The 24,221-nt window shown below is 60.4% G+C and carries 13 protein-coding genes; 11 read left to right on the forward strand and 2 right to left on the reverse strand.

Translation table 11 applies throughout. From position 1 onward, the window contains the following. Positions 1 to 19: 19 nt before the first annotated feature. Positions 20 to 700 (reverse strand): hypothetical protein, encoded by a 681-nt coding sequence (locus ACFQDI_RS09690; protein ID WP_377165902.1) that lies wholly within the window; start codon positions 698 to 700, stop codon positions 20 to 22. 151 nt (positions 701 to 851) lie between these two features. On the opposite strand from ACFQDI_RS09690, the gene rph reads away from it, so the two are divergent. The 11 genes from rph to ACFQDI_RS09745 all read left to right on the forward strand — a co-directional run bounded on the left by rph (position 852) and on the right by ACFQDI_RS09745 (position 19,541). After that, entirely contained in the window at positions 852 to 1,637 is a 786-nt protein-coding gene (gene rph / locus ACFQDI_RS09695) for a ribonuclease PH (RefSeq protein ID WP_377165904.1), read from the forward strand. 104 nt (positions 1,638 to 1,741) lie between these two features. After that, the gene (locus ACFQDI_RS09700) at positions 1,742 to 2,677 is read left to right on the forward strand and encodes a histone deacetylase family protein (protein WP_377165906.1); all 936 of its coding nucleotides are present in this window, start codon (positions 1,742 to 1,744) and stop codon (positions 2,675 to 2,677) included. A gap of 102 nt (positions 2,678 to 2,779) precedes the next feature. After that, the gene (locus ACFQDI_RS09705; RefSeq protein WP_377165908.1) at positions 2,780 to 3,787 is read left to right on the forward strand and encodes an AAA family ATPase; all 1,008 of its coding nucleotides are present in this window, start codon (positions 2,780 to 2,782) and stop codon (positions 3,785 to 3,787) included. Between the two features lie 161 nt (positions 3,788 to 3,948). Next, entirely contained in the window at positions 3,949 to 4,851 is a 903-nt protein-coding gene (locus tag ACFQDI_RS09710; RefSeq protein ID WP_377165910.1) for a DUF58 domain-containing protein, read from the forward strand. Further along, positions 4,848 to 5,321: a hypothetical protein gene (locus ACFQDI_RS09715; RefSeq protein ID WP_377165912.1), complete on the forward strand. Its 474-nt coding sequence runs from the start codon at positions 4,848 to 4,850 to the stop codon at positions 5,319 to 5,321. The genes ACFQDI_RS09710 and ACFQDI_RS09715 overlap by 4 nt, the downstream gene beginning before the upstream one ends. Next, the gene (locus ACFQDI_RS09720; protein WP_377165914.1) at positions 5,318 to 7,312 is read left to right on the forward strand and encodes a BatA domain-containing protein; all 1,995 of its coding nucleotides are present in this window, start codon (positions 5,318 to 5,320) and stop codon (positions 7,310 to 7,312) included. The genes ACFQDI_RS09715 and ACFQDI_RS09720 overlap by 4 nt, the downstream gene beginning before the upstream one ends. Further along, positions 7,309 to 9,513 carry a hypothetical protein gene (locus ACFQDI_RS09725; RefSeq protein ID WP_377165916.1) on the forward strand — a complete coding sequence of 735 codons (2,205 nt, stop codon included), beginning with the start codon at positions 7,309 to 7,311 and terminating at the stop codon, positions 9,511 to 9,513. Before ACFQDI_RS09720 ends, ACFQDI_RS09725 begins: the two co-directional genes overlap by 4 nt. Before the next feature lie 54 nt (positions 9,514 to 9,567). Further along, entirely contained in the window at positions 9,568 to 12,909 is a 3,342-nt protein-coding gene (locus ACFQDI_RS09730) for a hypothetical protein (protein WP_377165918.1), read from the forward strand. Then, on the forward strand, positions 12,906 to 15,257 hold the full coding sequence (locus tag ACFQDI_RS09735) for a coiled-coil domain-containing protein (RefSeq protein ID WP_377165920.1): 2,352 nt from the start codon (positions 12,906 to 12,908) through the stop codon (positions 15,255 to 15,257). Before ACFQDI_RS09730 ends, ACFQDI_RS09735 begins: the two co-directional genes overlap by 4 nt. Before the next feature lie 95 nt (positions 15,258 to 15,352). Further along, positions 15,353 to 16,336, forward strand: coding sequence for a squalene--hopene cyclase (locus tag ACFQDI_RS09740; protein WP_377165922.1), 984 nt, complete (start codon positions 15,353 to 15,355; stop codon positions 16,334 to 16,336). After that, a complete protein-coding gene (locus ACFQDI_RS09745; protein WP_377165924.1) occupies positions 16,326 to 19,541 on the forward strand; it encodes a TlpA family protein disulfide reductase in 3,216 nt (1,071 codons plus the stop codon). The genes ACFQDI_RS09740 and ACFQDI_RS09745 overlap by 11 nt, the downstream gene beginning before the upstream one ends. A gap of 292 nt (positions 19,542 to 19,833) precedes the next feature. Here the strand turns inward: ACFQDI_RS09745 and ACFQDI_RS09750 are convergent, their stop codons facing one another. Continuing rightward, positions 19,834 to 24,195 carry a hypothetical protein gene (locus ACFQDI_RS09750; RefSeq protein WP_377165926.1) on the reverse strand — a complete coding sequence of 1,454 codons (4,362 nt, stop codon included), beginning with the start codon at positions 24,193 to 24,195 and terminating at the stop codon, positions 19,834 to 19,836. Positions 24,196 to 24,221: the final 26 nt, after the last annotated feature.

Consider the following 24,221-nt stretch of genomic DNA (forward strand, 5'->3'; position numbering starts at 1 on the left):
AGCCCCTCTGCCCAGGGGCTTACTGCCCCAGGCTCAGGTACTCACGTACGGTGTGATTCATCGCCCGACGCGCCGGAGGGAAGCACTGGGCCACTTTTTCAAACGTTTCCTCCATGGCAAACTCATCTGCCAGCACATGCCTGCGGGCGGCGTCCAGGTGGCTGACGACGACCTGCTCATAGTATTCCACATCCGGTGCGCCGCGCCGCGCCGCACGCCTGTGCAGGAAGTCGGGGTACAAGCACGTGAGCACCAAAAACTGATTCGCACACTGCACATGCAGGAAGAACTTATGGTGCCTGCTGGCATTCTCGATCGCCTCCAGGTAGTCGATGCTGTAAAGGCTGTCGATGGTGTGATTGATATCCTCAGGCCCCTTCGTCGGCGAGCAGCCAAAGTCCGCGCACACCACGGCCATGTAGTCTGCCACGGCAATCTCCTCAATGCCAAATCCCTTCAGCGAATGCCTCACGACGATGAAGAAAAACAGCTCCGGTGAAAGCATGGTCGCCTTGCGGGAAAGGATCGCGGCATCAAAGAGTTTGTCGTTGTCGAGAATGATCGGCACCGCCTCCGGGTCGTCCATCATTGCTTTGAAGCCCTCCTTGCTGCGCTCAGTCGGCGCCAGGGTGTCACGAATGAAATTCCAATCCGTCGGGGTGAAACGGAACCAGCAGCCAGGGCGGGGAAAACGCGTCATGGAGATAAGTTGTGAACTGTCATCTGCCTTTAGCATAACGAATGCCATTTAAGTTAAAGCTTTGACGGAGGGCTCTCAGGGTTTGTTCAATTGCGTGGGTCACAGCTCACAAAAGTCTTTGGAGCATCCTCTCTCCGTGCTAAGCACCGGCATGCCCAGAACTGACGGCCGCTCCCCCGACCAACTCCGCAACATCCAATACGTTCTCGACGTCGCCCCGCATGCCGCAGGCTCCGTCCTGATCGCCTTTGGCAACACCCGCGTCATCTGCACCGCCTGCATCAATGAAGAGGTGCCACGCTGGATGAAGGTGCAGAACGTCAAAGGCGGCTGGCTCACCGCCGAGTACTCCATGCTCCCCTACTCCACGCTGGAGCGCAAGGACCGTGAAAGCTCACGTGGCAAGCCCGATGGCCGCAGCACGGAAATCCAGCGTCTCATCGGCCGCAGCCTGCGTGCCGTCGTTGATCTTGAAAAACTCGGCCAGCGCACTCTCTGCGTGGACTGTGACGTGCTGCAGGCCGACGGCGGCACCCGCACCGCCGCAATCACCGGCGCCTGCATCGCCGTCGCCATCGCCTTCAACCGCCTTCTCGAAAAAGGCAAAATCACCCGCCAGCCGCTCAAGAAAAAGATCGCCGCAGTCAGCGTCGGCATCGTCAACGGAGAAACTCTCCTCGACCTTTGCTACAAGGAAGACGCCGCCGCCGATGTGGACAGCAACATTGTCCTCACAGAAGACGGCGAGTTTGTCGAAATCCAGGGCAGCGGCGAAGAAGCCACCTTCACCGAGGCGCAGCTTCATTCCATGCTCGAATACGGCCGCAAAGGCATCAGGGAGCTCATTGCCATTCAGGACGCCGCCATCGCCAGCGCCATGAAACCGGCGGAAGGAAAAGACCTGCAGAAGCTGGCCGAATTCTTCGGCAAACGCTGAGGAAGAGTTGACGGAAGTTTACAGTTGTTGAGCGCAGTTGACGATGGTTTGGCCAAAACCACCGCCAGCAATCGTATAGTATAGTCGATCATCGTAAACTCTGCATGACTGCCCTGCTACTCGATCCCATCTATCAGCAGCATGACCCAGGTCCGGGGCATCCGGAAAGCGTCCAGCGCCTTGTGGCCATCACCCGGGCGCTGACGGATTCCGGCATCGTTGGCAAAACACACGCCATCGCGCCCCGTGTGGCGACGCTGGATGAACTGGCCCTCTGCCATGATCGCGGCTACATCGCCACGGCCAAAAAGGATGTCGAATCCGGCCTTGATGATCTCAGCACGGGCGACACTGCCATCTGCGCCAGATCCTATGCCGTGGCGCTACAAGCTGTCGGCGGCGTCTTAAACGCTGTCGATGCCGTCTTCGCTGGAAAGGTCAAAAACGCGTTCTGTGCCGTGCGTCCGCCCGGTCATCACGCACGCCCGGCGCAGGGCATGGGCTTCTGCCTGTTCAACAACATCGCCATCGCCGCACGCCATGCGCAGCAGAAACACGGCGCGCAAAAAATCGCCATCGTTGACTGGGACGTCCATCACGGCAACGGCACGCAGGACATCTTCTATGAAGACGGCAGCGTGCTGTTTTGCAGCACGCACCAGAGCCCGCTCTACCCCTTTACGGGCCACGCCGATGAAACCGGCAAAGGCAAGGGCAAAGGCTGCACGCTCAATCTTCCCTTCCCCGCGCGCACGGGCATTAGCACGATTGGCGCCGCCTTCACCGACCGCCTCCTGCCCGCCATCGACACCTTCAAACCGGATCTCATCCTCATCTCCGCCGGCTTCGATTCCCGCATTGATGATCCGCTGGGCCAGTTCCGCCTCACGGACGATGACTTCGTGGTGCTGACCAGGCTCCTGCTCGAATCTTCCCGCACCCACTGTCAGAGCCGCCTCGTTTCCATCCTTGAAGGAGGCTACAACATTCAGGGACTCGCCAGCGCCGTCACTCATCATGTGCAGACACTGCTCGGGTAAACAAACCCAAGTTTCTGCGGCGTTGACAGTTTATTTACACAAGCCGCCCTTGTCAGAAGGCCTGTTTTCTGGTGGCATTAGCAGCATTCCTAAAAAATCACCATGTCCAACTCTCCGCTTCCGCAAGATGACGTCGCCGCCATTGATGAGCTTCGCAAAGTTTACGTGCAGCTCGGCAACGAACTGAAGAAGATCATCGTCGGCCAGGAAAAGGTGGTCGAGCAGCTTGCCATCTGCCTCTTTGCGCGTGGTCATGCGCTGCTGATGGGCGTGCCCGGCCTGGCCAAGACACTGCTCATCAGCCGCCTCGCCGAAACGATGTCGCTCAGCTTCAGCCGCATCCAGTTCACTCCGGACCTGATGCCCATGGATATCACCGGCACCGACATCCTGCAGGAACTGCCCGGTGGCAAACGCGCCTTCGAGTTTGCCAAGGGGCCCGTCTTTGCCAACATCGTGCTGGCCGACGAAATCAACCGAGCCCCTGCAAAAACCCAGGCCGCCATGCTGGAGGCCATGCAGGAGCACAAAGTCACCGTGGCGGGCCGCACTTACACGCTCGACAGCCCTTTCTTCGTGCTCGCCACGCAGAATCCCATCGAGCAGGAAGGCACCTACCCGCTGCCCGAAGCGCAGCTCGACCGCTTTATGTTCATGATTGGCGTCGATTACCCGACGCGCGCGGAAGAAATCGCCATCGCCCGAACCACCACCGGAGCCAGCCTGCCCAAGCTCGAACACATCCTCGACGGCCCCAAGGTCCTCGCCTTCCAAGAACTTGTACGCCGCGTGCCCGTGCCGGATCACATCTATGAATTCGCTGTCGATCTCGTGCGCAAGACCCGGCCTGCCAGCAGCGAGGCCCCCACGTGGCTGAAGCCTCTGGTGAGCTGGGGCGCCGGTCCGCGTGCCGTGCAATATTTGATCCTGGGTGCGAAAGCGCGCGCTGCCTTGTACGGCAGCTACATGGTGCGCATGGAGGATATCATGGAAGTGGCCGAGCCGGTGCTGAGGCACCGTGTGATGACGACGTTTACGGCAGAGAGCGATGGCATCAGCAGCCGGGATGTGGCGAAGCGGCTGGTGGATGAACTGGCGAAGGCTGGGTGAGGTTCTTTTTCAGAGTCGTCCTCGTCCTCGATCAAACCTCTCCGTCATGCCTCATCCAGTACAGTTCATCCAAGAGCAACTCGAAGTACATCGACTCGAGCTGGCAGAGTTATCGGCGCAGATCAGAACAAACATGAAGCTGAATTTGGAAGGAGACTGTCATGGCTGAGTCTTCCCGCGCTTTCCTCGACCCAGTGGTCCTTTCCCGCCTGATGGCGCTCCCGCTGAACGCGCGCCACGCCATGCTCGGCGGCGTCTCCGGCAAGCACCGAAGCCCCGTGCGGGGCTCCTCGCTTGAATTCGCGCAGTATCGCAAGTACGTCCCCGGCGATGACACCCGCCGCCTCGACTGGCGCACCTGGGGCCGCAGTGACCGCTTTTACATCAAGGAATTCGAGGCTGACACAAACCTGCGTCTCTGCCTGCTCATGGACACCAGCGGCAGCATGAACTACGGCCCCGCAGGCAGCACCCGTTTCGACTACGCGCGCAAGCTCGCCGGCACGCTCGGCTACGTGGCCGCTCAGCAGGGCGATGCCGTGGGCCTGTGGAGTCTCGCGGAGAAGCCCGTGGAGATCCCCGCCAAACGCGGAGCTTCGCACCTCGGCCTCGTCCTTGATCAGATGTCCGGCATTCAGCCCGTCGGCGGAACCACGCTGCTTACTGCACTGCATGACGCTGCTGAAAAGATCCGCCAGCGCGCTCTCGTCATCGTCTTCTCTGATCTCTTCGTGCCGCCCGCCGAACTGAAGTCTGCCATCCAGCATCTGCGCTTCCGCAAACACGACGTCGCCGTCTTTCATCTGCTCGACCAGCAGGAGCTCGATTTTGACTTCGACCGCCCAGCACGCTTCATCGACATGGAAGGCGGCGAGGCCATCCTCGCCGACCCCAGTCTGATCGCCCGCAACTACCGAGAAGCCGTGCGGCAGTACATGCATGAGATCGACGAACTCGTGCGCACAACCGGCATGGACTACCACCGCGTGAAGTTGCACGAGAAGTATGATGATGTGCTCGCGAAGTTTCTGCTGGCACGCATTGAGAAGAAAGGGGGGCGATGATGATCAAACAACACCAGCCGCCAGTGACCACACGCCGGCCGCACTACAGCTTCATGCGGCCAGGAGAATTTGGCATGTCCATTCTTCTTATCGGCATGACTGCGTTTCGATTTCAGTCTGCCTACTCTTTGCATTTGAACGAGTTGCAGCGGGTTTCCTGGCTCGGAGGAGCAGTTTTGTCGTTGCTTTGCATGATCTGGTACGTCTGGCTTCGCCGCAGGCGCAGGAATGTGTGCGATGATTCTGGCGAACTGATGATCGCATTGTTTACCCCAATTACGTTCACGACAATTTGTGATCAATTGGCCGACGACATTCTGCGTCGTGGCTGGTTGTTTGATCTCGGTTATTTTCTGTTGCTGACTTACTTCGCCTTTCGTGTCTGGAAAGCACCTCAGACGGCCCGTGAATTCGCGGCCAAATACGATGCTTGCGAGGCCAAGGACTTTACCGACCAAGGCGGACTATGACCTTCCTCGCCCCAGCGCTCCTCTACGCCCTGCCGCTCGCGCTGCTGCCGGTGGTCATTCATTTGATCCACCTGTACCGCCGCCGTCAGGTGAAGTGGGCGGCGATGATGTTTCTGCAGATGGCGCAGAGGATGAACAAGGGGCTGTCGCGGCTGCGGCAGATTTTGATCCTGGCGTTTCGAGTGCTGGCGGTGGCGGCGATTTTGTTTGTGATCACAAGACCGATGGCGGGTGGATTGCTCGGCCTCACCGGGGGTGTGCCGGACACGGTGATCATTCTGCTGGACCGCTCGGCCAGCATGGAGCAGCAGACCCTTGCCACTGGCACGAGCAAGCGTGCGGCGGGCATTTCCAAACTCGCGCAGGCTTTGCGTGCTACAGTGGGCACGCGCTCCAAGCTGGTGCTGATCGAAAACGCCCACCTGCAGCCACAGCTTTTGGAAAAACCCGAGTCTCTCGTCGACCTTCCGCTCACCGGCTCTACCGACACCACGGCGGACATTCCTGCGATGCTTCAAGGCGCCCTCGATTACATCACCACGAATCAAACCGGCCGCACCGATGTCTGGGTGCTCAGCGATCTGCGCCAGAGCGACTGGGATGCCGCCAGTGGACGCTGGCAGGCCTTGCGCAGTGCTTTCACCTCTTTGAAGGGGCTGCGCTTTCATCTGCTGAACTACGCGCAGCCTGCGACGCAAAACCTCTCCATCTCAGTGCAACGAGTCGTGCGCAATGAAACGGCAGGCAAGGCCGAGCTGCTGCTGGACCTGCGCGTGACGCGAGATGCGGCCTCACGTGAACCGCTGGAACTGCCCCTGCGGTTTGTGATCAATGATGTGAGCAGCACGATCAAAGTGAAGATGAAGGACTCGCAGCTCGTGCTTCAGGGGCATGCCATCCCCATCGACAAAACCACCAAACGCGGTTCAGGCCGGGTCGAGCTCCCCGCAGACACCTCGCTGTCCGACAACGTCTATCATTTCGTCTTCGACGAACCCGCCGTCCTTCAGTCCGTCATCGTCACCGATGATGAAACCGAAGCCGGCCCCATGCAGGCCGCACTCGAAGCCGCCGCCGATCCGACCCGCAAATACGCCGCCAGCGTTCTGCCCCCCGCACGCGCCGCAGAGATCTCCTGGGACGACGTCGCACTCATCATCTGGCACGCACCCCTCCCGAAGACCGACGACTTGATCAGCAAACAGCTCGCCAATCATCTCAGCACCGGCCGCAGCATTCTCTTTCTGCCCACCGACTCCACCAGTTCGGAGGCTTTTGGCGGCCTGCACTGGGGAGCGTGGAGCACCGACGGAAAAGCTACAGGCATCGAGTGGTGGCGCAACGACACGGGCCTGCTGGCCAACACCCGCAGCGGCACCGCGCTGCCTGTGGGGGATCTCGAGGTAAGCCGCCGCTGCGAGATTCTAGGCGAGGGCACACCGCTGGCACGCCTCACGGGCAACAAGCCGCTGCTCATCCGGGCAGACATTCCCGGCGAGGGCAATGCGTGGTTCCTCGGCACGCTGCCCGGCTCCGGCTCCTCCAGTCTGGCCCGCGATGGTGTGGTGATGTTTGCCATGCTGCACCGCGCGCTGAATGAAGGCGCTCGCAGCCTGGGTAAAGCGCAGCAGCGCGAGTCCGGCATCACCGCCTTGGGCCGCGGCGATCTCAGCGCGTGGAAACGCTCCGGCCAGACAGTCCTGAGCTCCGAGCAGCCGCTGCGTGCCGGCATCGTGGAAAAGGGTGACAGGCTCGTCGCTCTCAACAGACCGCTGAGGGAAGATCATCCCGAAACCTTGGGGCAGACAGCACTGTCCGAGCTGTTTGCCGGACTCGACTACCATGCCATAGAAGATCAGGTGGAAAGCGATGCCAGCCTGGCCAGCGAGATCTGGCGCACCTTCCTCTTTGTGATGGCCCTCGCACTCCTCGGGGAGGCCCTGCTTTGCATGCCGGCGAAACGCGACTCACAACCCGCTCCTGCGCGATGACCCCTGCCACATCCCAGCTCGTCTTCAATCCCACGCCAGCCGCTTTTGGCATCGGAGTGGCGTTTGTCGTGGCGATGTCCGGTCTCGCATTCATGGCATGGCAGCGCAGCGGCTACCGCAAGGCCACTGGCTGGCTTGAGCTTCTGCGTATTCTCATTGCCGTTGGCATTGCCATCACCCTGCTGCAGCCGGAGTGGCTGGAAACCTTCAAGCCGGAGACAAAACCAACCCTGGCAGTGCTTCACGATGTTTCGGGCAGCATGACCACCAGGGATGTCATCGACAAAACCAGACCCGATGCAGAACCGAAGTCGCGTGAGGCTGCCGCAGCCCGATTGACGGATCCAAAGCTCTGGGAACCATTGAAACAGCGCATGGACGTGGTCATCGAGGCCTTTTCATCCTCACAGACACCCCCTGCTGAGGGTACAGACATCCAGGCGGCACTGTCGAACGTGTTGGAAAAACAGCCCAATCTCAAAGCCGTCGTTCTCATCAGCGACGGTGACTGGAATACAGGCCTGGCCCCTTCCCAGGCAACCACGCGGCTGCGCATGCGTGAGGTTCCTGTCATTGCTGTGCCCACCGGCTCAGAAACTCGGATGCCGGATGTCGAGCTCACCAGCTTTGATGTGCCCACCTTCGCAGTGGCGGGCAAGCCGCTGCGCATTCCCTTCACCATCGAAAGCTCGCTGCCACGCGATGAAGTCGTGCTGCTGGAGATGAAATCCACGAGCGGGGAGATCATCACCAAAGAAGTTACCCTCCCTGCCATGAGCCGCTATCAGGACGTTCTCGGCTGGAAACCAGACAAGCCCGGTGAGGTGAAGCTGTCATTGACGGTCCCAAGAGCGCGGGGAGAGCGCTACCCTGAAAACAATTCACAAGAGGCGCCTCTCTCCATCCGCAAAGAGCAGCTCCGCGTGCTGGTGATCGAATCTTTCCCCCGCTGGGAGTACCGCTACCTTCGCAATGCGCTGGAGCGAGATCCCGGTGTGGAGGTCAGCTGCCTGCTGCTGCATCCTGGACTTGGCAAAGCGGGGGAAGGCCGCGGTTATCTGAAAGCATTCCCCAAGGATGAAGAGCTGACGAACTACGATGTCGTGTTTCTGGGCGATGTGGGTCTGGCAAAAAACCAGCTCACTGCAGAGCAATGCATTTCACTGCAAAAACTCGTACGCGACCAGGCGGGCGGCCTCGTCTTCATGCCCGGCTTCCATGGCTTCCAGTCCACCCTGCAGGAGACGCCCCTCGCAGATCTCCTGCCGGTGGTCTGGGACACCGCCCAGCCACGCGGCTGGGGCTCGTCCTCACCGGGCAAATTTGCGCTCACTGAAGCAGGCACCCGCAGCCTCTTGACCAAGCTCGAAGACAGTGACGAAGCCAGTGCACGCGTGTGGGGCAATCTGCCAGGCTTTCAGTGGTACGCACCGGCATTGCGCGCCAAGGCAGGCAGCGAAGTGCTGGCCACACATGGCACCGAGTCCAATCAGTTTGGCCGTGTGCCTTTGATTGTGACGAAGACCTACGGCGCAGGTAAAATTCTCTTCATGGGCACCGATGGCGCGTGGCGCTGGCGCAAAGGCGTGGAGGACAAATACCACTACCGTTTCTGGGGTCAGGTGGTGCGCTGGATGGCCTATCAGCGCAACATGAGCAGCGGCGGCAAAATGCGCCTCTTTTACTCTCCCGACCGCCCGCGCACCGGCGAGGTGCTGACCTTGAACGCGAACGTCATGAGCCTCACCGGGGAGCCGCTGCGCGAAGGGGGTGTGATCGCGCAAATCGCTGCGCCCAGCGGCAAGGTGAGCAGCGTGCGCCTCATGCCCGCCGGCGAGGAAGCCTGGGGGCTCTTCAATGGCGTCTTCACCCCGGTGGAGCCCGGCGAGCACATGGTGCAGCTCAGCTGTGCCGAGGCTGGATCCTCCTTGGAAACAAAGATTTCGATCCAGGGCACCAGCCGTGAGAAGCGCGGCCAGCCGGCGCATTTTGAGGTGATGCGCGAGATCTCCCGCTTCACCAAAGGCGAGGTGCTTGATGCCAGCGCCCCTGATTTGGTCCTCGCTGCCATCTCCGCCATGCCGGAGCCCGCCGTCCAGGAGCGGAGGCTGCAGATCTGGTCACACCCTGCATGGGCCGGCCTCCTGGTGCTGCTGCTAGGTCTTTTCTGGGTCGGAAGAAAGGCCGCCGGAACGTTTTAAACTCCCAATCAAAAGCTCGTCAGAGACGTTCCATCAGGATAACATTCGCCCATTATGAAAACAGCACTGCCTGTCATCCTCGAATCGAAGCTCGCGGATTTCCGCAAGCGAGTCTGGATCGTCAAGCTCACCGAGGGCCTCCTGGCGGCGGCATTCGGGATCGTGTTTTCCTACATTCTGGTCTTCGCGCTAGATCGTGTGATGGAGACGCCGGTGTGGCTGCGTGCCAGTCTGCTGACTGCAGGTGCGGCGGTGCTGGGGCTGGGCCTGCCGTTGAAATGGCACCGTTGGGTATGGCGCCAGCGCAGCCTGGAGGACGCGGCACGGCTGCTGAAGCGGACCTTTCCACGACTGGGAGATCAGCTGCTCGGCATCGTGGAGCTGGCGCACGTGGAGGCGGGTTCGGCGGGCCGCAGCGAGCGCCTGGTCCAGGCGGCGATGGATCAGGCCGCCGAGGCGGTGAAGGACAAGGACTTCAAGCATGCGGTGCCGGAGGCGAAGCATTTCCAGTGGGGCTGGGCGGCGGGGGTGATGGCGCTGCTTGCCGTAGCGGCGCTGAGCTTGGTGCCGGATGCCGCGTGGAATGCCATGGCACGCTGGGCCATGCCCTGGCGCGCTGTGGAGCGCTTCACCTTTGCGAAGATTGAGGCGCTGCCAAACCGCCTCGTGGTGCCATATGCGGAGCCGTTTGATCTGAAGGTCCTGCTCAACAAGGACACTCTTTGGTCCCCTGCCTCTGCCAAGGCGCAGATCAGCGATCAGCCTGCGGTGGTGAGCGGATTGCAAGCAGGCGCCTATCCTCTGGCATTTCCGCCACAGAAGGAGGATGCGGCCCTGTCCCTGTCACTCGGCGACGTGCGAAAGACGGTGAACGTGCTGCCTCGCACGCGCCCGGAATTGACCGCCTTGTCCGTGCGCACACGGCTGCCGGACTATTTGAAGTACCAGACGGAGCCGATGACGGAAGTGCGCGGTGGTTCGGTGAGCGTGCTGAAAGGAGCGCAGGCTTCGCTGGAGGCCACGGCATCGCGTGAACTGGCCTCGGCGGAAGTGGACGGCGAAGCAGAGAAGGTTTCAGGGGCGAAGGTGACGACGCCCTTCCACAAGATCGAGGCGGATGCTGAAAAGCATGTGATGTGGAAGGACCGCGACGGCCTCACACCACGCGAGCCGCTGGTTTTGAAGATCAATGCGATCGAAGACGAAGCACCAAGGCTGGCCGCACGACGCGAAACACAGGAGCAGGTGGTGCTCGACTCTGAAGTCGTCACTTTTGACATGGATGTACAGGATGATTTTGGCATCCAGCGCGCGGGCCTCGAATGGCACAGCGTGAATGACGACAAAACCAGGGGTGACAAAATCACTGCAGCCGGAGAGCCGGAGAAAAAGACGCTGGTAGCGAAGGCCACCTTTTGCGCGAGCCGTGACGGCGTGGCCCCACAGACCCTGGAGATCCGCGCCTGGGCGGAGGATTACCTGCCCAGCCGAAAACGAGCTTATTCGACGGCGTTCCTGCTTCACGTGCTGAACAAGTCGGATCATGCTCTATGGCTCACGGAGCAGTTTGGCAAATGGCTCGAAGCGGCTCGCGAAAGCTATGAACGCGAGCAGCAGCTTCATGCCACAAACAAGGAGCTTCGTGCACTGAGCCCGGCGGAACTGGACCGTCCGGAGAACCGACGGAAGATCGCGCAGCAGGCGAGCGCGGAAAACGCCAATGCCACGCGCCTGGGAATGCTGAACCAAAGCGGACGCAGCCTGGTGGAGCAGGCGACGCGGAATGATGAGTTTGACGCGAAGCGCCTCGAATCCTGGGCCACGATGCTGAAGTCACTTCAGGACATTTCGGCCAAACGCATGCCCAGCGTGGCGGACTTGTTGAAGCAGAGCTCGAATGCGCAGGGTGGCAAGCCGAGCCCGTCCACGGCATCCAATCCGCCTTCAAATTCCACGCAGCAGCCACCGAAGGAAGGCAAGTCCGGTGAAGGCAAAGCCGGACAGAGCAAACCCAGCGCGCCCCAGATTGCGAATGGGCCGGACCTTCCTCCGGCATCGAAAGGCGGCAAGGCCTCCACCGAGGAGCAGAAGAAGGACAACATGCCGAGCATCAGCGACAAAGAGGGCTCCATGAGCAAGGCCGAGCCGCAGCCAGCAGACCCCAATGCCAAACCTTCGCCGCCCAAGCCCAGCACAATGAAACTGCCAACGACCCAGATGGCGGCGGCACCGGGCCAGAAGAAAGACGAGAAACCTGAAGAGAAGCCGCAGGAGCCGCCAGCCTCCCAGGCACAAAAGAAAATGCAGGATGCTCTCGATGAACAGAAGCTGCTGCTGGCAGAATTTGCGCGCGTCTCGGATGAGCTGGGCTCCATCCTGGCCAGCCTGGAGGCCAGCACCTTCGTCAAGCGGCTCAAGGCCGCTTCGCGCCAGCAGCTGGTCGTTGCCAAGGATCTGAACACCAAAACGCTCAGCGCCTTCGGCCTTGAGCGCAAGCCGGTGAAGGATGCCGCGGCGATCGCTGAACACGAGAAGACGCAGAGCGAAACTGTGCGCGTGATCCAGAGCGACCTGGAGGCCTACTTCGCCCGCAAGCCAGACATGCATTTCAAAAATATCATCGGTCAGATGAAGGAGACCCAGGTCGTGAAAATGCTGACCTACCTGGGAGATCAGGCGGCGGTGAACCTGAGCGGCAACAGCATGGCAGGCGCTGAATTCTGGGCAGACACCCTCGACCGCTGGGCAGAGGAGATGGTGGCGGCCAGCGAGTGCAAATCATGCAGCAGCTGCAGCGCAGACAGCCTGCCGCCGGAGATTGTGCTCAAGGTGATGAAATCCCTGCGTGACGAGATGAAGCTGCGTGACGAAACCCGCGAGCTGGAAAATGCCAAGCCCGCCCTCGGCAAGGGCGAACATGCCAGAAAGTCCGCCGTTCTCGCATCCAAACAGTTCGGCATTCAGGCCGGCACACGCGGAGCCTTTGATGACATCCAGCAGCTCCCTCAGGGCAGCGAAAAATTTGGCAGGGAGCTCAAGCTTCTCAGCGCCGTGATGACCGTGATGGATGAAGCGGCCGGCATTCTCGACAAGCAGGAAACAGGAGCGCCGGCCATAGCTGCAGAAACGGAAGCCATCGAGCTGCTGCTGCAGGCGAAACGCCAGGGCAAAGGTGGCGGCGGAGGCGGCAGCAATCCCGGTGGAGGGGGCGGCGGAGATGCCACCGGAGAAGCAGCGCTGGCAGATCTGGGGCCCGGAGCTGATGCAGGTGCCAGTGTAAACGCACGCCCAGTCGGCCAGGCCACCGGCAAGACCGGGCGTGAGCTGCCGGAAGAATTCAAAACGGGACTGGATGCGTATTTCAACAAACTCGAAGCAGGAGGCGGTGCCAAATGATCAAGCTGATGCTGCTGGCAATTGTTCTGACAGGCTCCGGAAGCGCCCAGGCGCAGACGCCTTCGAGGTCCGAGCTGAAGAAGCCGCTTTCTGAGGCCGTCGAGAAGGTCCTGGCAGACTTTGTGCAATCGTGCGTGCCGGAAAAAAAGAAGCAGCTCACCGCCCACATGGAGGAGGTGATCAACACCATCAGTGCCAAGGTCGGGCTTTCGCCAGATGAAAAACGGACGTTGCACGAGACGGCAGGCAAAGCTGTGGAGACGACACTGAAATCCTGGCAGCCGCAGGCCGTGCTGATGATGCGCACCTACCTGTCGCGCACCTCAGACTCGGCGGCGATCCGGCACATCGGCATGTGGAAACCAGAGATCGCAGGCCCCAATGAGCCTGTGGAAGACTGGACACCGCCAGATGAAACCCCGGAATGGCTGACTGCGGTGAAATCAACGCTCGGCGAAGCACGCTACACCACCTGGCACGAGGCGGACCTGAAGAACCGTCTGCAGGTGGACAAGGAAATCTCATCACATCTCGAACGCTGGCTGCGTGAATCGCGTGGACCGATGAACGAGGACTTGCGGGCTAAAATCGAGCTGATGAAGAAAAAGCTCACTCTCACAGACGCACAGGTCACAGCCCTGGACAAGGCGGCAGACACGCTGCTCGAGCAGCTCAGCGACGCGGAAAAAAAACGCGCCACCAGCATGCTGCGCACGCTGCCCTCCTCAGCTCGTGAGAACATCATGGGCCGCAACTATTTCTACATCCGTTTCGACCGTCCGCGCGGCGAGGCCTGGGAAAAGCTTTGGGAGAAGGCTGCCGCCACCGTGCTGCCAGGAGAACAGCTTGCGCAATGGGGCAAGGCTGACAGGGAGGAGCGCAGCAAAGCGGAGTCCGATGTGGCCGACATGATCAAGCCTTCCGAGCAGCAGGCGGAGCAGCAGATGGAGATCACCATGGGCGCGGAGATCGACGGCATGGTCATGGCGCTAAACTTGGACAAGGACCGGCAAAAGGCGCTGGAGCAGCTCTCCAAAGAAGCGATTCAGGAATCTTTGCAGCAGGCCCGCAAGGGCTGGCTCCAGCAGGTCCGCAATTACTCCGCCGCCGAGCGCAAGCGCATCCGAGGAAACATTTATTTCGGCGTTAATGAAGATATGCAGGCCATCAAACTGCCTGTCTGGACCGAGGGCATCAAGAAACTGCTCACGGAAGAGGAACGCACCCGCATTGCGTCCGAAAACAAGCAGCGTGAGCAGCGTGCCGGCATGGCGATCTCGCGCATCTGCCTGGCGGAAATGGACAAGATGCTGGCACTTTCCTCCGAGCAGCGCACTCATCTAGAGCCGCTGCTGATGGAGACTCTGCACTCGCTGACAGATCAGCGTCGCCAGCAGTACTGGAGTTACAACACCTCCCAGCTGCTGCAAAACGCGGGCAAGGTGAAGGACGAGATGACGCGGGCCATTCTCGATGATGTACAGTTAAAACACTGGAAGGAGCTTGTCGTCTCCGGCAGCAGCTCGTCGCGCAACACCATGCCAGACATCAACGGCACCTTCCCGGAGGTTCCGGACATGGAAGCGGCGATTTCGCAGCACCTTTACAAGATGTTCATCGCAGAACGGAGCAGGACACTGGCGTCGATGATGCCTCATGTCGAAGAAGCCTCGCGCCTACTGTCCCTCCCCGGACCTGCTGTGGCCAGACTCACCACAGCCGCGAAAGGGGCCGTGGAAATCAGCCTGGCCTACTGGCGACAGTTCACGGAAAACTTCGTGCGCCAGAGCGTGCAGAACACCAATTCCAAGAACCTCCTGCAGGCTCTGGCAGGCACCACGCGCGCGAATTTCAGCCGCAATGAAGTCAGGCCTCAAAATACCGAGCTGTGGCAGACAGCTCTGCAGACGACGCTGAACTCAGACCAGCTGAAAAAGCTTCAGCAAGCCGCAGATCAGCGGCACGAATACCGCCTCAGGGCCATGGCTGAGATGTGTGTCTCCGAACTGGACCGCCGCCGCAAGCTCTCAGCCGACCAGTGCGTAAAAATCGAGACCGCCGTGCGGCAGGTGCTGGCTGAATACCTGCCGGACATCGAGCGCTACATGTCCTTTCAGTGGTTTCTGCAGTACTACTACGCCCTGGTGCCCCTCGCGGGTGTGCCTGAAAAAGACTTGCAGGCCATTCTCACCCCTGAGCAGTGGAAGCTGTGCAAGGAGCGTGACCTGCCGGACGCGATGCAGTACTGGGAGGGCATCAAGAACAATCACGAGCAGCGCATGAAGCAGGGAGCTCAGGCCAACGCCCCCCAGATCCTGTTCAACGGCGGCATCATGATCGACCAATGAGTGACGAAGCATCCATGAAAAACACCGCCCATGCCGGCACGGCCCGCCACTGCGTGTCCGGATTTTTGGCATTCTTGACTCTCCTTTCATCCTGCATGCTGTTTCCTGCCGGCAGCTCCGCCCAGGATCCCTCACTCCGCTTCGGGGGCGCCATTCCGCAGGAAGTTGAAACCGTGTATGAACGGGGTCTTTCATGGCTGGCCTCCAAGCAGAGCGATGCGGGCGGCTGGCAGGGCGGCCATGATGGCGCCGGGATTGATGGCATATGCCTCATGGCTTTTCTCGCGAGCGGCGAAGACCCGAACTTTGGCCGCTACGCACCAAACGTCCGCAGAGCGCTGCGCGCGATCATCCGCAGCCAGGACTCGACCAGCGGCTACCTGCCTGGCAGCATGTATCACCACGGCTTTGCCATGCTCTCGCTCTCGGAAGCATATGGCGCTGTGGACGAATCCCTCCTGTGGGAAGGAGGCAAGCCTGTGCGCACCATAGGACAGGCGCTTGATCTCGCCATCCGCTGTGCCGGCACCGCTCAAAAGGCCAACCGCTGGGGCGGCTGGCGGTACATGCCGAACTCGACTGACGCGGACACCTCGGTGACAGGTGCTGTGCTCATGGGGCTGCTCGCAGCACGTAATGCCGGCATGGCGGTTCCCGACGAAGTCATCGACAACGCCCTGAACTACATGCGGCGCAGCACTGGCAAGGACGGCAGCGTGGCCTATGCCGGTGGTTTCGGAGGCTTCGGTGAATCCATGAACCGCAGCGCCATCGCCACTCTCGTGGCAGCCGTTTCAAAGCACAAGGACAGCGAGGAGTTCAAGGCCACCCTCAAGCACATCACAGAGCGTCTGGAGCACAACGAAGGCAGTTACAAGGAGTACTTCCGCTACTACATGGCGCAGGCCTTGTTCCAGGGCGACTACGCCTCCTGGCAAAAATGGAACGCAGCCACCGCCCGTGCCCTCGGGGAGACCCAGGCTGCGGACGGCAGTTTTGGCAGCGGTGCATATGAGACGGGCATGTCCCTGCTGGCCCTGGCTCTAAACTACCGTTTCCTGCCCATTTATGAACGCTAGACACCTCATCACTGCGTTGGTGCTGCTGGCTGGCGGCGGCCGCGCTTCCGAGCTCCACTGGCAGAATGGCGAATGGGTCGGCGGACACTTCGTCGGCTTCGAAGACGGTCAGGTCATCTGGCGTACGCCCATGTTCACTGAAGACTTCAGGGTGAGCATGGATGTCGTCAGGCGCGTGAACCGCTTCAAGACCGATGCCAAAACGAATGAAGCCTTCAGCATTCGTCTCGCCGACGGCAGCCTTCTTTATGGCTCGGTGACCGGACTTGATACAAAAACGCTTAGCGTCACTTCCGCACGCTTTGGCAGCATCCAGGTGCTGCGAGACTCTGTGGTAAGCATACAACGCCTGAAAGCCGCAGGCATGCCCCTCCCGGCGCTGACGGGCACCAGCGGCTGGATCGAGTCTGGCTCTGAGAGCGCCGCTCAGCCCAAGGAAAAGCTCTGGCGCATGGTGCCTGGTGCCGCTTTGCAGCAGGTGGGCTGGAACCACCGCGCCAACCTGCCGCTCGAAACGCCCGAACAGGTGGAAATGCAGTTCACCCTCAGTTCAACTGTCAGGCCTGAGTTCAGAATCGAGCTCAAATCCTCGGACACGGAACGCTTGATCGTGGAAACGTGGGTGGATGATGTCGTGCTGCAGGGCCGCGTGTTTGAAAGCGTGCAAAAGCTCGGCGACGACACACGGCGCATCACTCTCACCCTGTTCTGGGATCGCAAAACCGGCTTTTGCTCAATCTATGGCGCAGATGGCAGAAAGCTGGCGCAAACAACCAAGCCGCCGGTGGACACAGCCAGTCCAAAGCCAGACGCGAAAGCCAAAGATAAAAAACCGGCCGGGAGAGCTGGGGGCGGAGGCCTTTTTGGTGCGTTGATAGGCCTGGTCCAGGGACAGGCCGAAGCTGCTGCAAAGGCACGCTCTCACACCAATGAGCCAAATGCCGAAGACAGCCCCACCGGCCTGACTCTTCTGAACAAGGGCCCCGACCTGACATTGGAGAGACTGCGCATTCGTGAGTGGGATGGCACGCTGCCTGATGACATTACCGATGTGAGACCTCGCATCGAACTGACTGACGGGCGCTACCTCAAGGCAAAAGCCATGCGTGCAGACACCACCTCCCTGACCGTGCGTTCGCCAGATGGTGCGGAGACCAGCCTGCCGTGGGACAAGGTGCTGGCGGTAGAGATGCCCCCCGAAGTCTCGCCTTTTTTCCAGGCATCGCCCCCGCTCACAGAGATGTGGTTCACAGATGGCGAGTGGATCAACGGCACGCTCCAGCAGGTCCGCAATGAAGTGGCTTCTTTCAAAACCACGTTTTCCGAGACGCCAGTGAATTTCAAGATCACCACGCTGCATCACCTGGAGTTCAAAGGCTTCGAGCCCGCCGGCAGGAAAGCAGACATGGCAGCGCTCGACACCCTTACCATCAAGAAAAACGTGCTGCACGGCACACTCGACGCAGGTGGGGAGGCCCAGCCGCGCTGGAGGCCCGTAGGCGCTCTCAGACCTGTCGCCATGTCCAGCACTGCAGGGATGGAAATCACCCGTGCTGTGGTGGATCAGCCAACGGGCATGCACAGCGAAGCCTTGTTTTATCTGCAGGACGGCGACGTCCTCCCCGGCAGACTGCGGGCCATCGATGCACGGCATGCGGACCTGGAATCCGACGTGGCTGCGGTGAAACAGCTGCCCGCAGACAAGCTCCTGGCGATTCAGTTCGGAGGTGCCAGCTTGAACCTGGACGGCTTCGAAGATCCAGGCTGGCGGCGGCTGCGCGGCAGCGCAGAGCAAACCCAGCGCCATGGCAAGGCGGACATCGCTTTCAACGCTGGCGGCTCATGGGGCCACCCAGCCTTCATGCAGGTCAATGAAATCAAATTCACCCTGCTCAACAACGGATTCTCCGCTCTGCGTGTTCGCTTGTTCTGCGATGGTGTCAACCCTGCCGCTCCGAGCACGAACCTCCTTTTCGGCCACATGGGGAGCGAGATTTGTTTCGGCCTCGAATCCAGCAATGACCAGATGGACCGCCAGTTTCGCCTGCGCTCGAACGAATCCATGCCCGTGCAAATCTCCATCGAGGAAAACTCAGTCGAAGTTTTCTTCAAGGGTGTCTCGGCACGCAAAATCGCACTCACTCCGAAAATGCGCTCTGGCAGCGGCATCATCATCGAGCCTTTCAGCCTCTGGGGAAACGGCGAGCGCCCCGTTCGGATCAACGCCTTCAGTGCTCGCATCGCTCCCGGACGCGTGGCGGCACCCCTCGTGGATGCCCGTGCCAAGGAGCATGCGCTCACCGTCCCGCGGTTTCTCAAGGAAGATCCGCCACGGCACGCGCTGCTTGCCGCAAACGGCGACCTTCTGCGTGGCGTCATTGAGGCGGCCACGTCAGAGCATTTCGCCATTCGCTCGGGTCTGGAAAATGTGCAGGTGCCCCGTGATCGCGTCAAGGCAGCCATCTGGCTGGTCAAGCCTGCAGACGCTGTCAGCGCAGCCTTTGAAGCCCAGGATAAAGCAGACGTCCCGCCAGTCATCACACACTGGCTCCTGCTCAACAACGGCGGACGCCTAGGATTGAAGGTGGACCGTTTTGCCGATGATGCAGTGTTTGGCACCAGTCCTGTCCTCGGGAGCTGCCGCGTACCTCTGCCGCAGATCCATGTGATCCGCACCACCACGCCGCCAGACAGCACCGCCATGCTGGCCCTGCGTGAATGGAAGCTGAAGTCCGCACCCGAGCCCGTCCTGCCCAAGTCAGGCGGACAAAGCTCGCCTCTGCTCAATCAGGACGCCAAATCCTTCAAACTGCCGCTGCTCTCCGGCGGCGACTTTGATCTGGCAAAAGAGAAAGGCAAAGTCATTGTCCTCGACTTCTGGGCCACCTGGTGTGGCCCATGCATCAAATCACTGCCTCAAATGATGGACGAAATGTCTGTCTTTGATCCAAGCAAGGTGCGCTTTGTCGGCATCAATCAGGCCGAAGATAAGGAGACCGTGAAGACCTTCCTCGAAACTCGTGCCTGGAAATTCGAAGTCGCTCTGGACGCCAGTCAGCGCATCGGTCAGAACTTCGGTGTCGAAGGCATACCGCACACAGTGGTCATCGGACCTGACGGCAAGGTCGCCTACGTAAAGTCTGGCTATGAACCCGACGGGGCCAGGGAGGTGGCGGAGATGGTTAAGAAACTGCTGAAGGAGTAAATCCGGAAAGCGCATCACATCAGCGAGGCGCAGGCTCCGCCTTCCATACTCGGCAAGATAGCAATGCACTCACGGCACATGGAGCGCATGCTCCAGTCTTTGCAGGCGGTGGAGATGGCGTCTCTGACGTGGCTGAGCATCCGCACCAGTATGTCCGGCTCATGAACCACGAATGACAAGTCTCAGACATAGAACAGGCGCGACCCCCATGAAAAGATCGCGCCTGCGTGGATTTCAAGCTGCCAGCGGCTCACCAGCCGTCTGTTTTGACGGCTGGCTGCCTCCTTGCCGCTTAAAAGTTGATGCGGATTCCAGCCTTCGCATACTGCGTGCTCTGGTTCCCGAAGTGTCCTTCGTAGCCCAGGTAGCTCGTCACTGTTTTGAACAGTTCGAAGCCCGCGTTGAACTGGATCACCGCCTGCGTGTTGCCCATTTTGGCGAAGTTCACGCCGTAGCTCGCAGATGGCACCGAGGCCACGTTGACCCCCATCTGGCTCTTCGTGTTCTGGAAGTACTGCTGCACTGAGGCTGCGAGTTCCAGGTTCAACCCATGGCCCGCAACCTCCGTGCTCCACAGTGCGGAAAGGCCCGCCTCTCCCATGAACCGGTTGTTGTGGTAGCCGCCAACGTTGAGCGCATCAACCGCCCCCGTTTCATTGAAGCCCCCGACCTGCGAGTTCGCGTAGCTCAGTGACACACGAGGAGCGATGGAAACCCCTCCCACCCGCCAGCCTTTGTACTGCACACCCAGGAAGCCCACGTAGCTCGTCACATCCGTGGATCCCGTCACCGTTCCGTTCACCGTCTGCCGGCGAAGGTCCATGCTCTGCTGGTTGAGCCCAAAGCTGCCAAACAACGTGAAGCTCTTCGCCACCGTGTAGCGCCCAAACACCATCGCACCCCAGCCGTCAGACTGCGCGCTTCCCAGCGCCGCGCTGATGCTGCCCTGGCTCAGGCTGCCGGCAACACCAAACACATACTCCTCCGATGCCAGCAGGTTGACCCCGGCATAGTAGTCGTTGCGCGCAGCCCTGGCTGCATCGGCAGTGTTCAGGCTCGCATAGGTGTAGCCCATGAACACAGACATCGTCTCAGGCACCTGGCTCAGGCTGTCTTCGTCAATCTGGCTGGGGATGTAGTTCATGGGTGACACACGGTCCTGGATGCTGCGCGCCAGCACCTGGTTGCCCATGAAGGCATAGTCGGCCAGAGAGCCGTAGTAGTCAGGCACGTATTTGGCCAGATCGGCTGCGGAGCCACCGATGTCGTCAGTGATCTGCAGGGCGAGCCTGCCTGCCGTGGTATTGGTATCAATCTGATTCTGGCCCACGAAGGCTGCATTGAAGATCGACGCAGCTGCTGCGCGCTGATTGTCATTGCTGCCAAGATCAGCAAAGGTGCTGTTGGGGGCATTGAGACCAGTCGCAGTGAGGGCGCCGGTGTTCACATCAAAGACCACCGCAGCATTGATCACGGCGGGATTCACGCCCAGGATGCCATCGGCATCAAAGGTCACTTTCGAAAAGACACCGCTGAGGTGTTTGATCGGCACTGCGCCGCCAGGCCCGGAAATGAGCTGAAACTTGTTGCCTTGAACCGGCGTGAAACCTGAATACGTGGCCACGTTGAGCTCGTTGCTGATGGTGAGTGTTGCGAGCGGTGCCAGCTGCACTTGGTCAAAGTCCGTTCCGCCCACTCCGCCGAGTCCGGCAAGTTCAGCTTTGAACGCGCCGCCAAAGACGGGATTGACACCTGCACCTGTGAGGTCCGACACACCAGGAGAGAAGCCCGGCGCGATGGTGCCGAGAATGATGACGTTGCCGGTGCCGACGAATTTGATGTTGCCGGCAATCGTGGAACCGACCGGAACGATGAAATCGTTGCCGCCGATGTTGATGATGCCACCCGTGGCATCCTTGCTGGTCAGTGTGGTGAAGATGATCGTGCCACCGCCGCTGAGATCCAGCGTGCTGCCGTTGGCAATGGTGATCGTACCGCTGTTGAGCGTCGCGCCGCTGCCGATGGTGAGACCACTGTCAATGTTGGTGCTGTCAGTGGTTGTGGTGCCACCGTTCAGAGTCAAGCCGCCACCACCACCGCCACCGCCACTGCCGCCACCTGTCGTGAGAGAGGAGCCGGGGGCGTCCAGGGTGCCTGTGAAGCTGCCGCCATCGGCCACGACCAGCGCATTGCCATTGGTGTGGATGGTGCCTGAGCCCGACAGTGTCTGAAAGGTTACCCCGCCACCGTTGAGATTCAGAGTGCCATTGACAGTGACTGCCGCCGTGTGGGAGAGCAAGTCGGCTCCGCCGAGGTTCAATGTGCCACCGCTGTTCACCGTCACCAGGCTCGCTTCCGCAGACTGGTTCAGCGCGACTGTCCCATTAACGACGATGGTGCCCGTGCCCAGCTTGGCATCAAGAACACTGCCGTTGTTCAGATTGTAGGTCGTTGCCGTCAGCGTTGCCGTGCCTGTGATGTGGCCGGTGTTGTTCAGCGTGGTGATCGTGTCGTTGGTGGACCCCAGATTCAGCGTACCCGCGTTGGTCACGGTGGAAACACCCGCCAGACCACCATTGATGCTGTTCAGTGTGGCGGTCGAAGACACATTGACACTGCTGCTGGCCAGGCTGCCGTTCAGCACCACTGTTCCGGCATTGATGTTGGTGGTGCCGGTGTAGGTGCTGGCGCCATCAAGAACCACGGCACCGTCATGATTGGCATCGTTGATGTCCAAGGCGGCTCCACCCGCCGTATCCGAGATCTTGCCGCTCAGATAGACCGTGGATCCGGTGGGAGTGCCGTCGGCATTCGTGCCAGAAGCCGCGCTGGAGGTCGTCGACAGGACTGTCGCGTTGCTGCCTTTGAGATCCATGTTGTTCTGGAAGATGACATTGTTGGTCGCCTGATCAGCGCCAAAGACCAGCGCATTGCCGCTCGATACAAAGCCATTGACTCCCCACTTCAGGGTCTGGTTGTTGCTGAGGTTCACCGTGAGATCTCCACCAACAGCTGCAAAACCGCCGCTCCCGGTCCACTGCACACGATTGCTCTGGGGGCCAACGTAGCGGGTGAAGTCAGCAACAGTCCCGTCGGACATCAGCACTGCGTTGGAGGTCAGGCTGCCGCCGAAGTTGATATTGCTGTCCCAGTAGATGCCCTCGCTATCATTGGCCTGAAGCGTGCCACCTTCGATCTTCGTCTGGCCGGAATACAGGTTCGCACCCACAAACTGGACGAGACCGCTGCGGATGATCACGTCCGCTCCGCTGCCGGAAGGGGTGTCGGAGGGGCCGCCGGAAGGAATGATGGAAGCAGCGGAGTCATCGGCAATGCCGGTCCCGTACGGGTCACCGTTGAAGGTGATCACGTTGCCGCTGCTGTATTTGTCGGCGTCAAGAATGAGAGTGGCACCCTTCATCAAGAACAAGTCGGAACCTGCCCCAATGCCACTCTGGCCTAGGGTGGCACCATCCGAGCGTGGCTGGCCGTTGCCGCTGCGGATGCCGTTGCCATCAAACAAAGTGTTGCCCGTGATGGTGAGCGAGCCGCCGGTGCGGATGAAAATCGCGCCGCCAAAGCCATTGCCCCCCTCTCCGCCAGCCTGGGGTGTGAGATTGTCGAGACCGCTGGCCCCCATGCCGCCGCCGAAGCCGCCACTGCCACCACCACCTGCTCCGCCCTGGCCGCCACCACCGGCAAGACCGGCAAAAGAGCTGCCCGGGGCTCCGCCGGCCCCACCGTTGCCACCTTGGCCACCTCCTGCGCCAAAGCCACCGATGCCACCAGGCCCGCCATCACCGCCACCTCCTCCTGAAGCACCGCCGGCTCCATCACCGCCGCTACCGCCGTCACCGCCCCGGCCGCCTCCATTAAATTCGCCGCCGTTGCCACCGACCCCGCCATTGCCACCGTCACCACCAAAACCGACATAGCCCGCTTGGTTCATGGCGATGTAAGCCGCCGCCTGCAATCCATATGTCACCGCCTGGGCACTGCTCGAAGCCGCCTCCGCGCCCGATTTCGTGGCGCCAGCAGGTTCAGTCACAGGGTTGGCGGATCCCAAGGCTTCAATCACCGCCCTGGCCGTATAAAAGGCCGCCAGCGCCGTGTTGATCGGATCGATATCCCATCCATCACCGCCAGCGCCGCCATTGCCACCATTGCCACCAGCCACCAGGGGAGCACCATTGGCCCCGTTCGAGGCATGGAAGCCGTTGCCGCCATTGCCGTCATTCATGAAAATGCGGACGCCGAGAAAGGTGTCCAGAAACTCACGACCATCCGAGCCGCTTGCAGCCTTGGTGGTGTTGCTGAACAGATTGTTCAGCGAGCCGCCGGTCGTTCCCACCCCGCCGTTGCCGCCAGCCGCATTGTTGGAGAGAAAGTTCACGTTGTTAAGCTCGACGTTTGTACCCGAGTTAATGAACAACGCGCCGCCCATGCCCGCACCGCCGCCACTGCCATCACCGCCTTTAACGGCGAAGTTTTGCAAAGTGACGTTGCTTAGGTTCAGAGTTCCTGACTGCAGGAAATAGCCGTTGCTGCCGCTGCCATTGATGATGGTACCTGCTCCGTCGTAGGAGTAGTTTACACCTGCTCCACCGTTCATGATGTTGCCATAGGTGGCTTCCACTGCGTAGGCAGGTTTCATAAACAGTGACAGGGACGTGATTGCCA

This window comes from Prosthecobacter fluviatilis, from assembly GCF_042655725.1.
Classification (GTDB): Bacteria; Verrucomicrobiota; Verrucomicrobiia; order Verrucomicrobiales; family Verrucomicrobiaceae; genus Prosthecobacter; species Prosthecobacter fluviatilis.

Coding starts and splice junctions, on each gene's coding strand:
- ACFQDI_RS09700 (WP_377165906.1), top strand. CDS start 1,742: ATGACTGCCCTGCTACTCGATCCCATCTATCAGCAGCATGACCCAGGT.
- ACFQDI_RS09690 (WP_377165902.1), bottom strand. CDS start 700: ATGACGCGTTTTCCCCGCCCTGGCTGCTGGTTCCGTTTCACCCCGACG.
- ACFQDI_RS09730 (WP_377165918.1), top strand. CDS start 9,568: ATGAAAACAGCACTGCCTGTCATCCTCGAATCGAAGCTCGCGGATTTC.
- ACFQDI_RS09715 (WP_377165912.1), top strand. CDS start 4,848: ATGATGATCAAACAACACCAGCCGCCAGTGACCACACGCCGGCCGCAC.
- ACFQDI_RS09745 (WP_377165924.1), top strand. CDS start 16,326: ATGAACGCTAGACACCTCATCACTGCGTTGGTGCTGCTGGCTGGCGGC.
- rph (WP_377165904.1), top strand. CDS start 852: ATGCCCAGAACTGACGGCCGCTCCCCCGACCAACTCCGCAACATCCAA.
- ACFQDI_RS09710 (WP_377165910.1), top strand. CDS start 3,949: ATGGCTGAGTCTTCCCGCGCTTTCCTCGACCCAGTGGTCCTTTCCCGC.
- ACFQDI_RS09705 (WP_377165908.1), top strand. CDS start 2,780: ATGTCCAACTCTCCGCTTCCGCAAGATGACGTCGCCGCCATTGATGAG.
- ACFQDI_RS09725 (WP_377165916.1), top strand. CDS start 7,309: ATGACCCCTGCCACATCCCAGCTCGTCTTCAATCCCACGCCAGCCGCT.
- ACFQDI_RS09740 (WP_377165922.1), top strand. CDS start 15,353: ATGCTGTTTCCTGCCGGCAGCTCCGCCCAGGATCCCTCACTCCGCTTC.
- ACFQDI_RS09750 (WP_377165926.1), bottom strand. CDS start 24,195: ATGAAACCTGCCTACGCAGTGGAAGCCACCTATGGCAACATCATGAAC.
- ACFQDI_RS09735 (WP_377165920.1), top strand. CDS start 12,906: ATGATCAAGCTGATGCTGCTGGCAATTGTTCTGACAGGCTCCGGAAGC.
- ACFQDI_RS09720 (WP_377165914.1), top strand. CDS start 5,318: ATGACCTTCCTCGCCCCAGCGCTCCTCTACGCCCTGCCGCTCGCGCTG.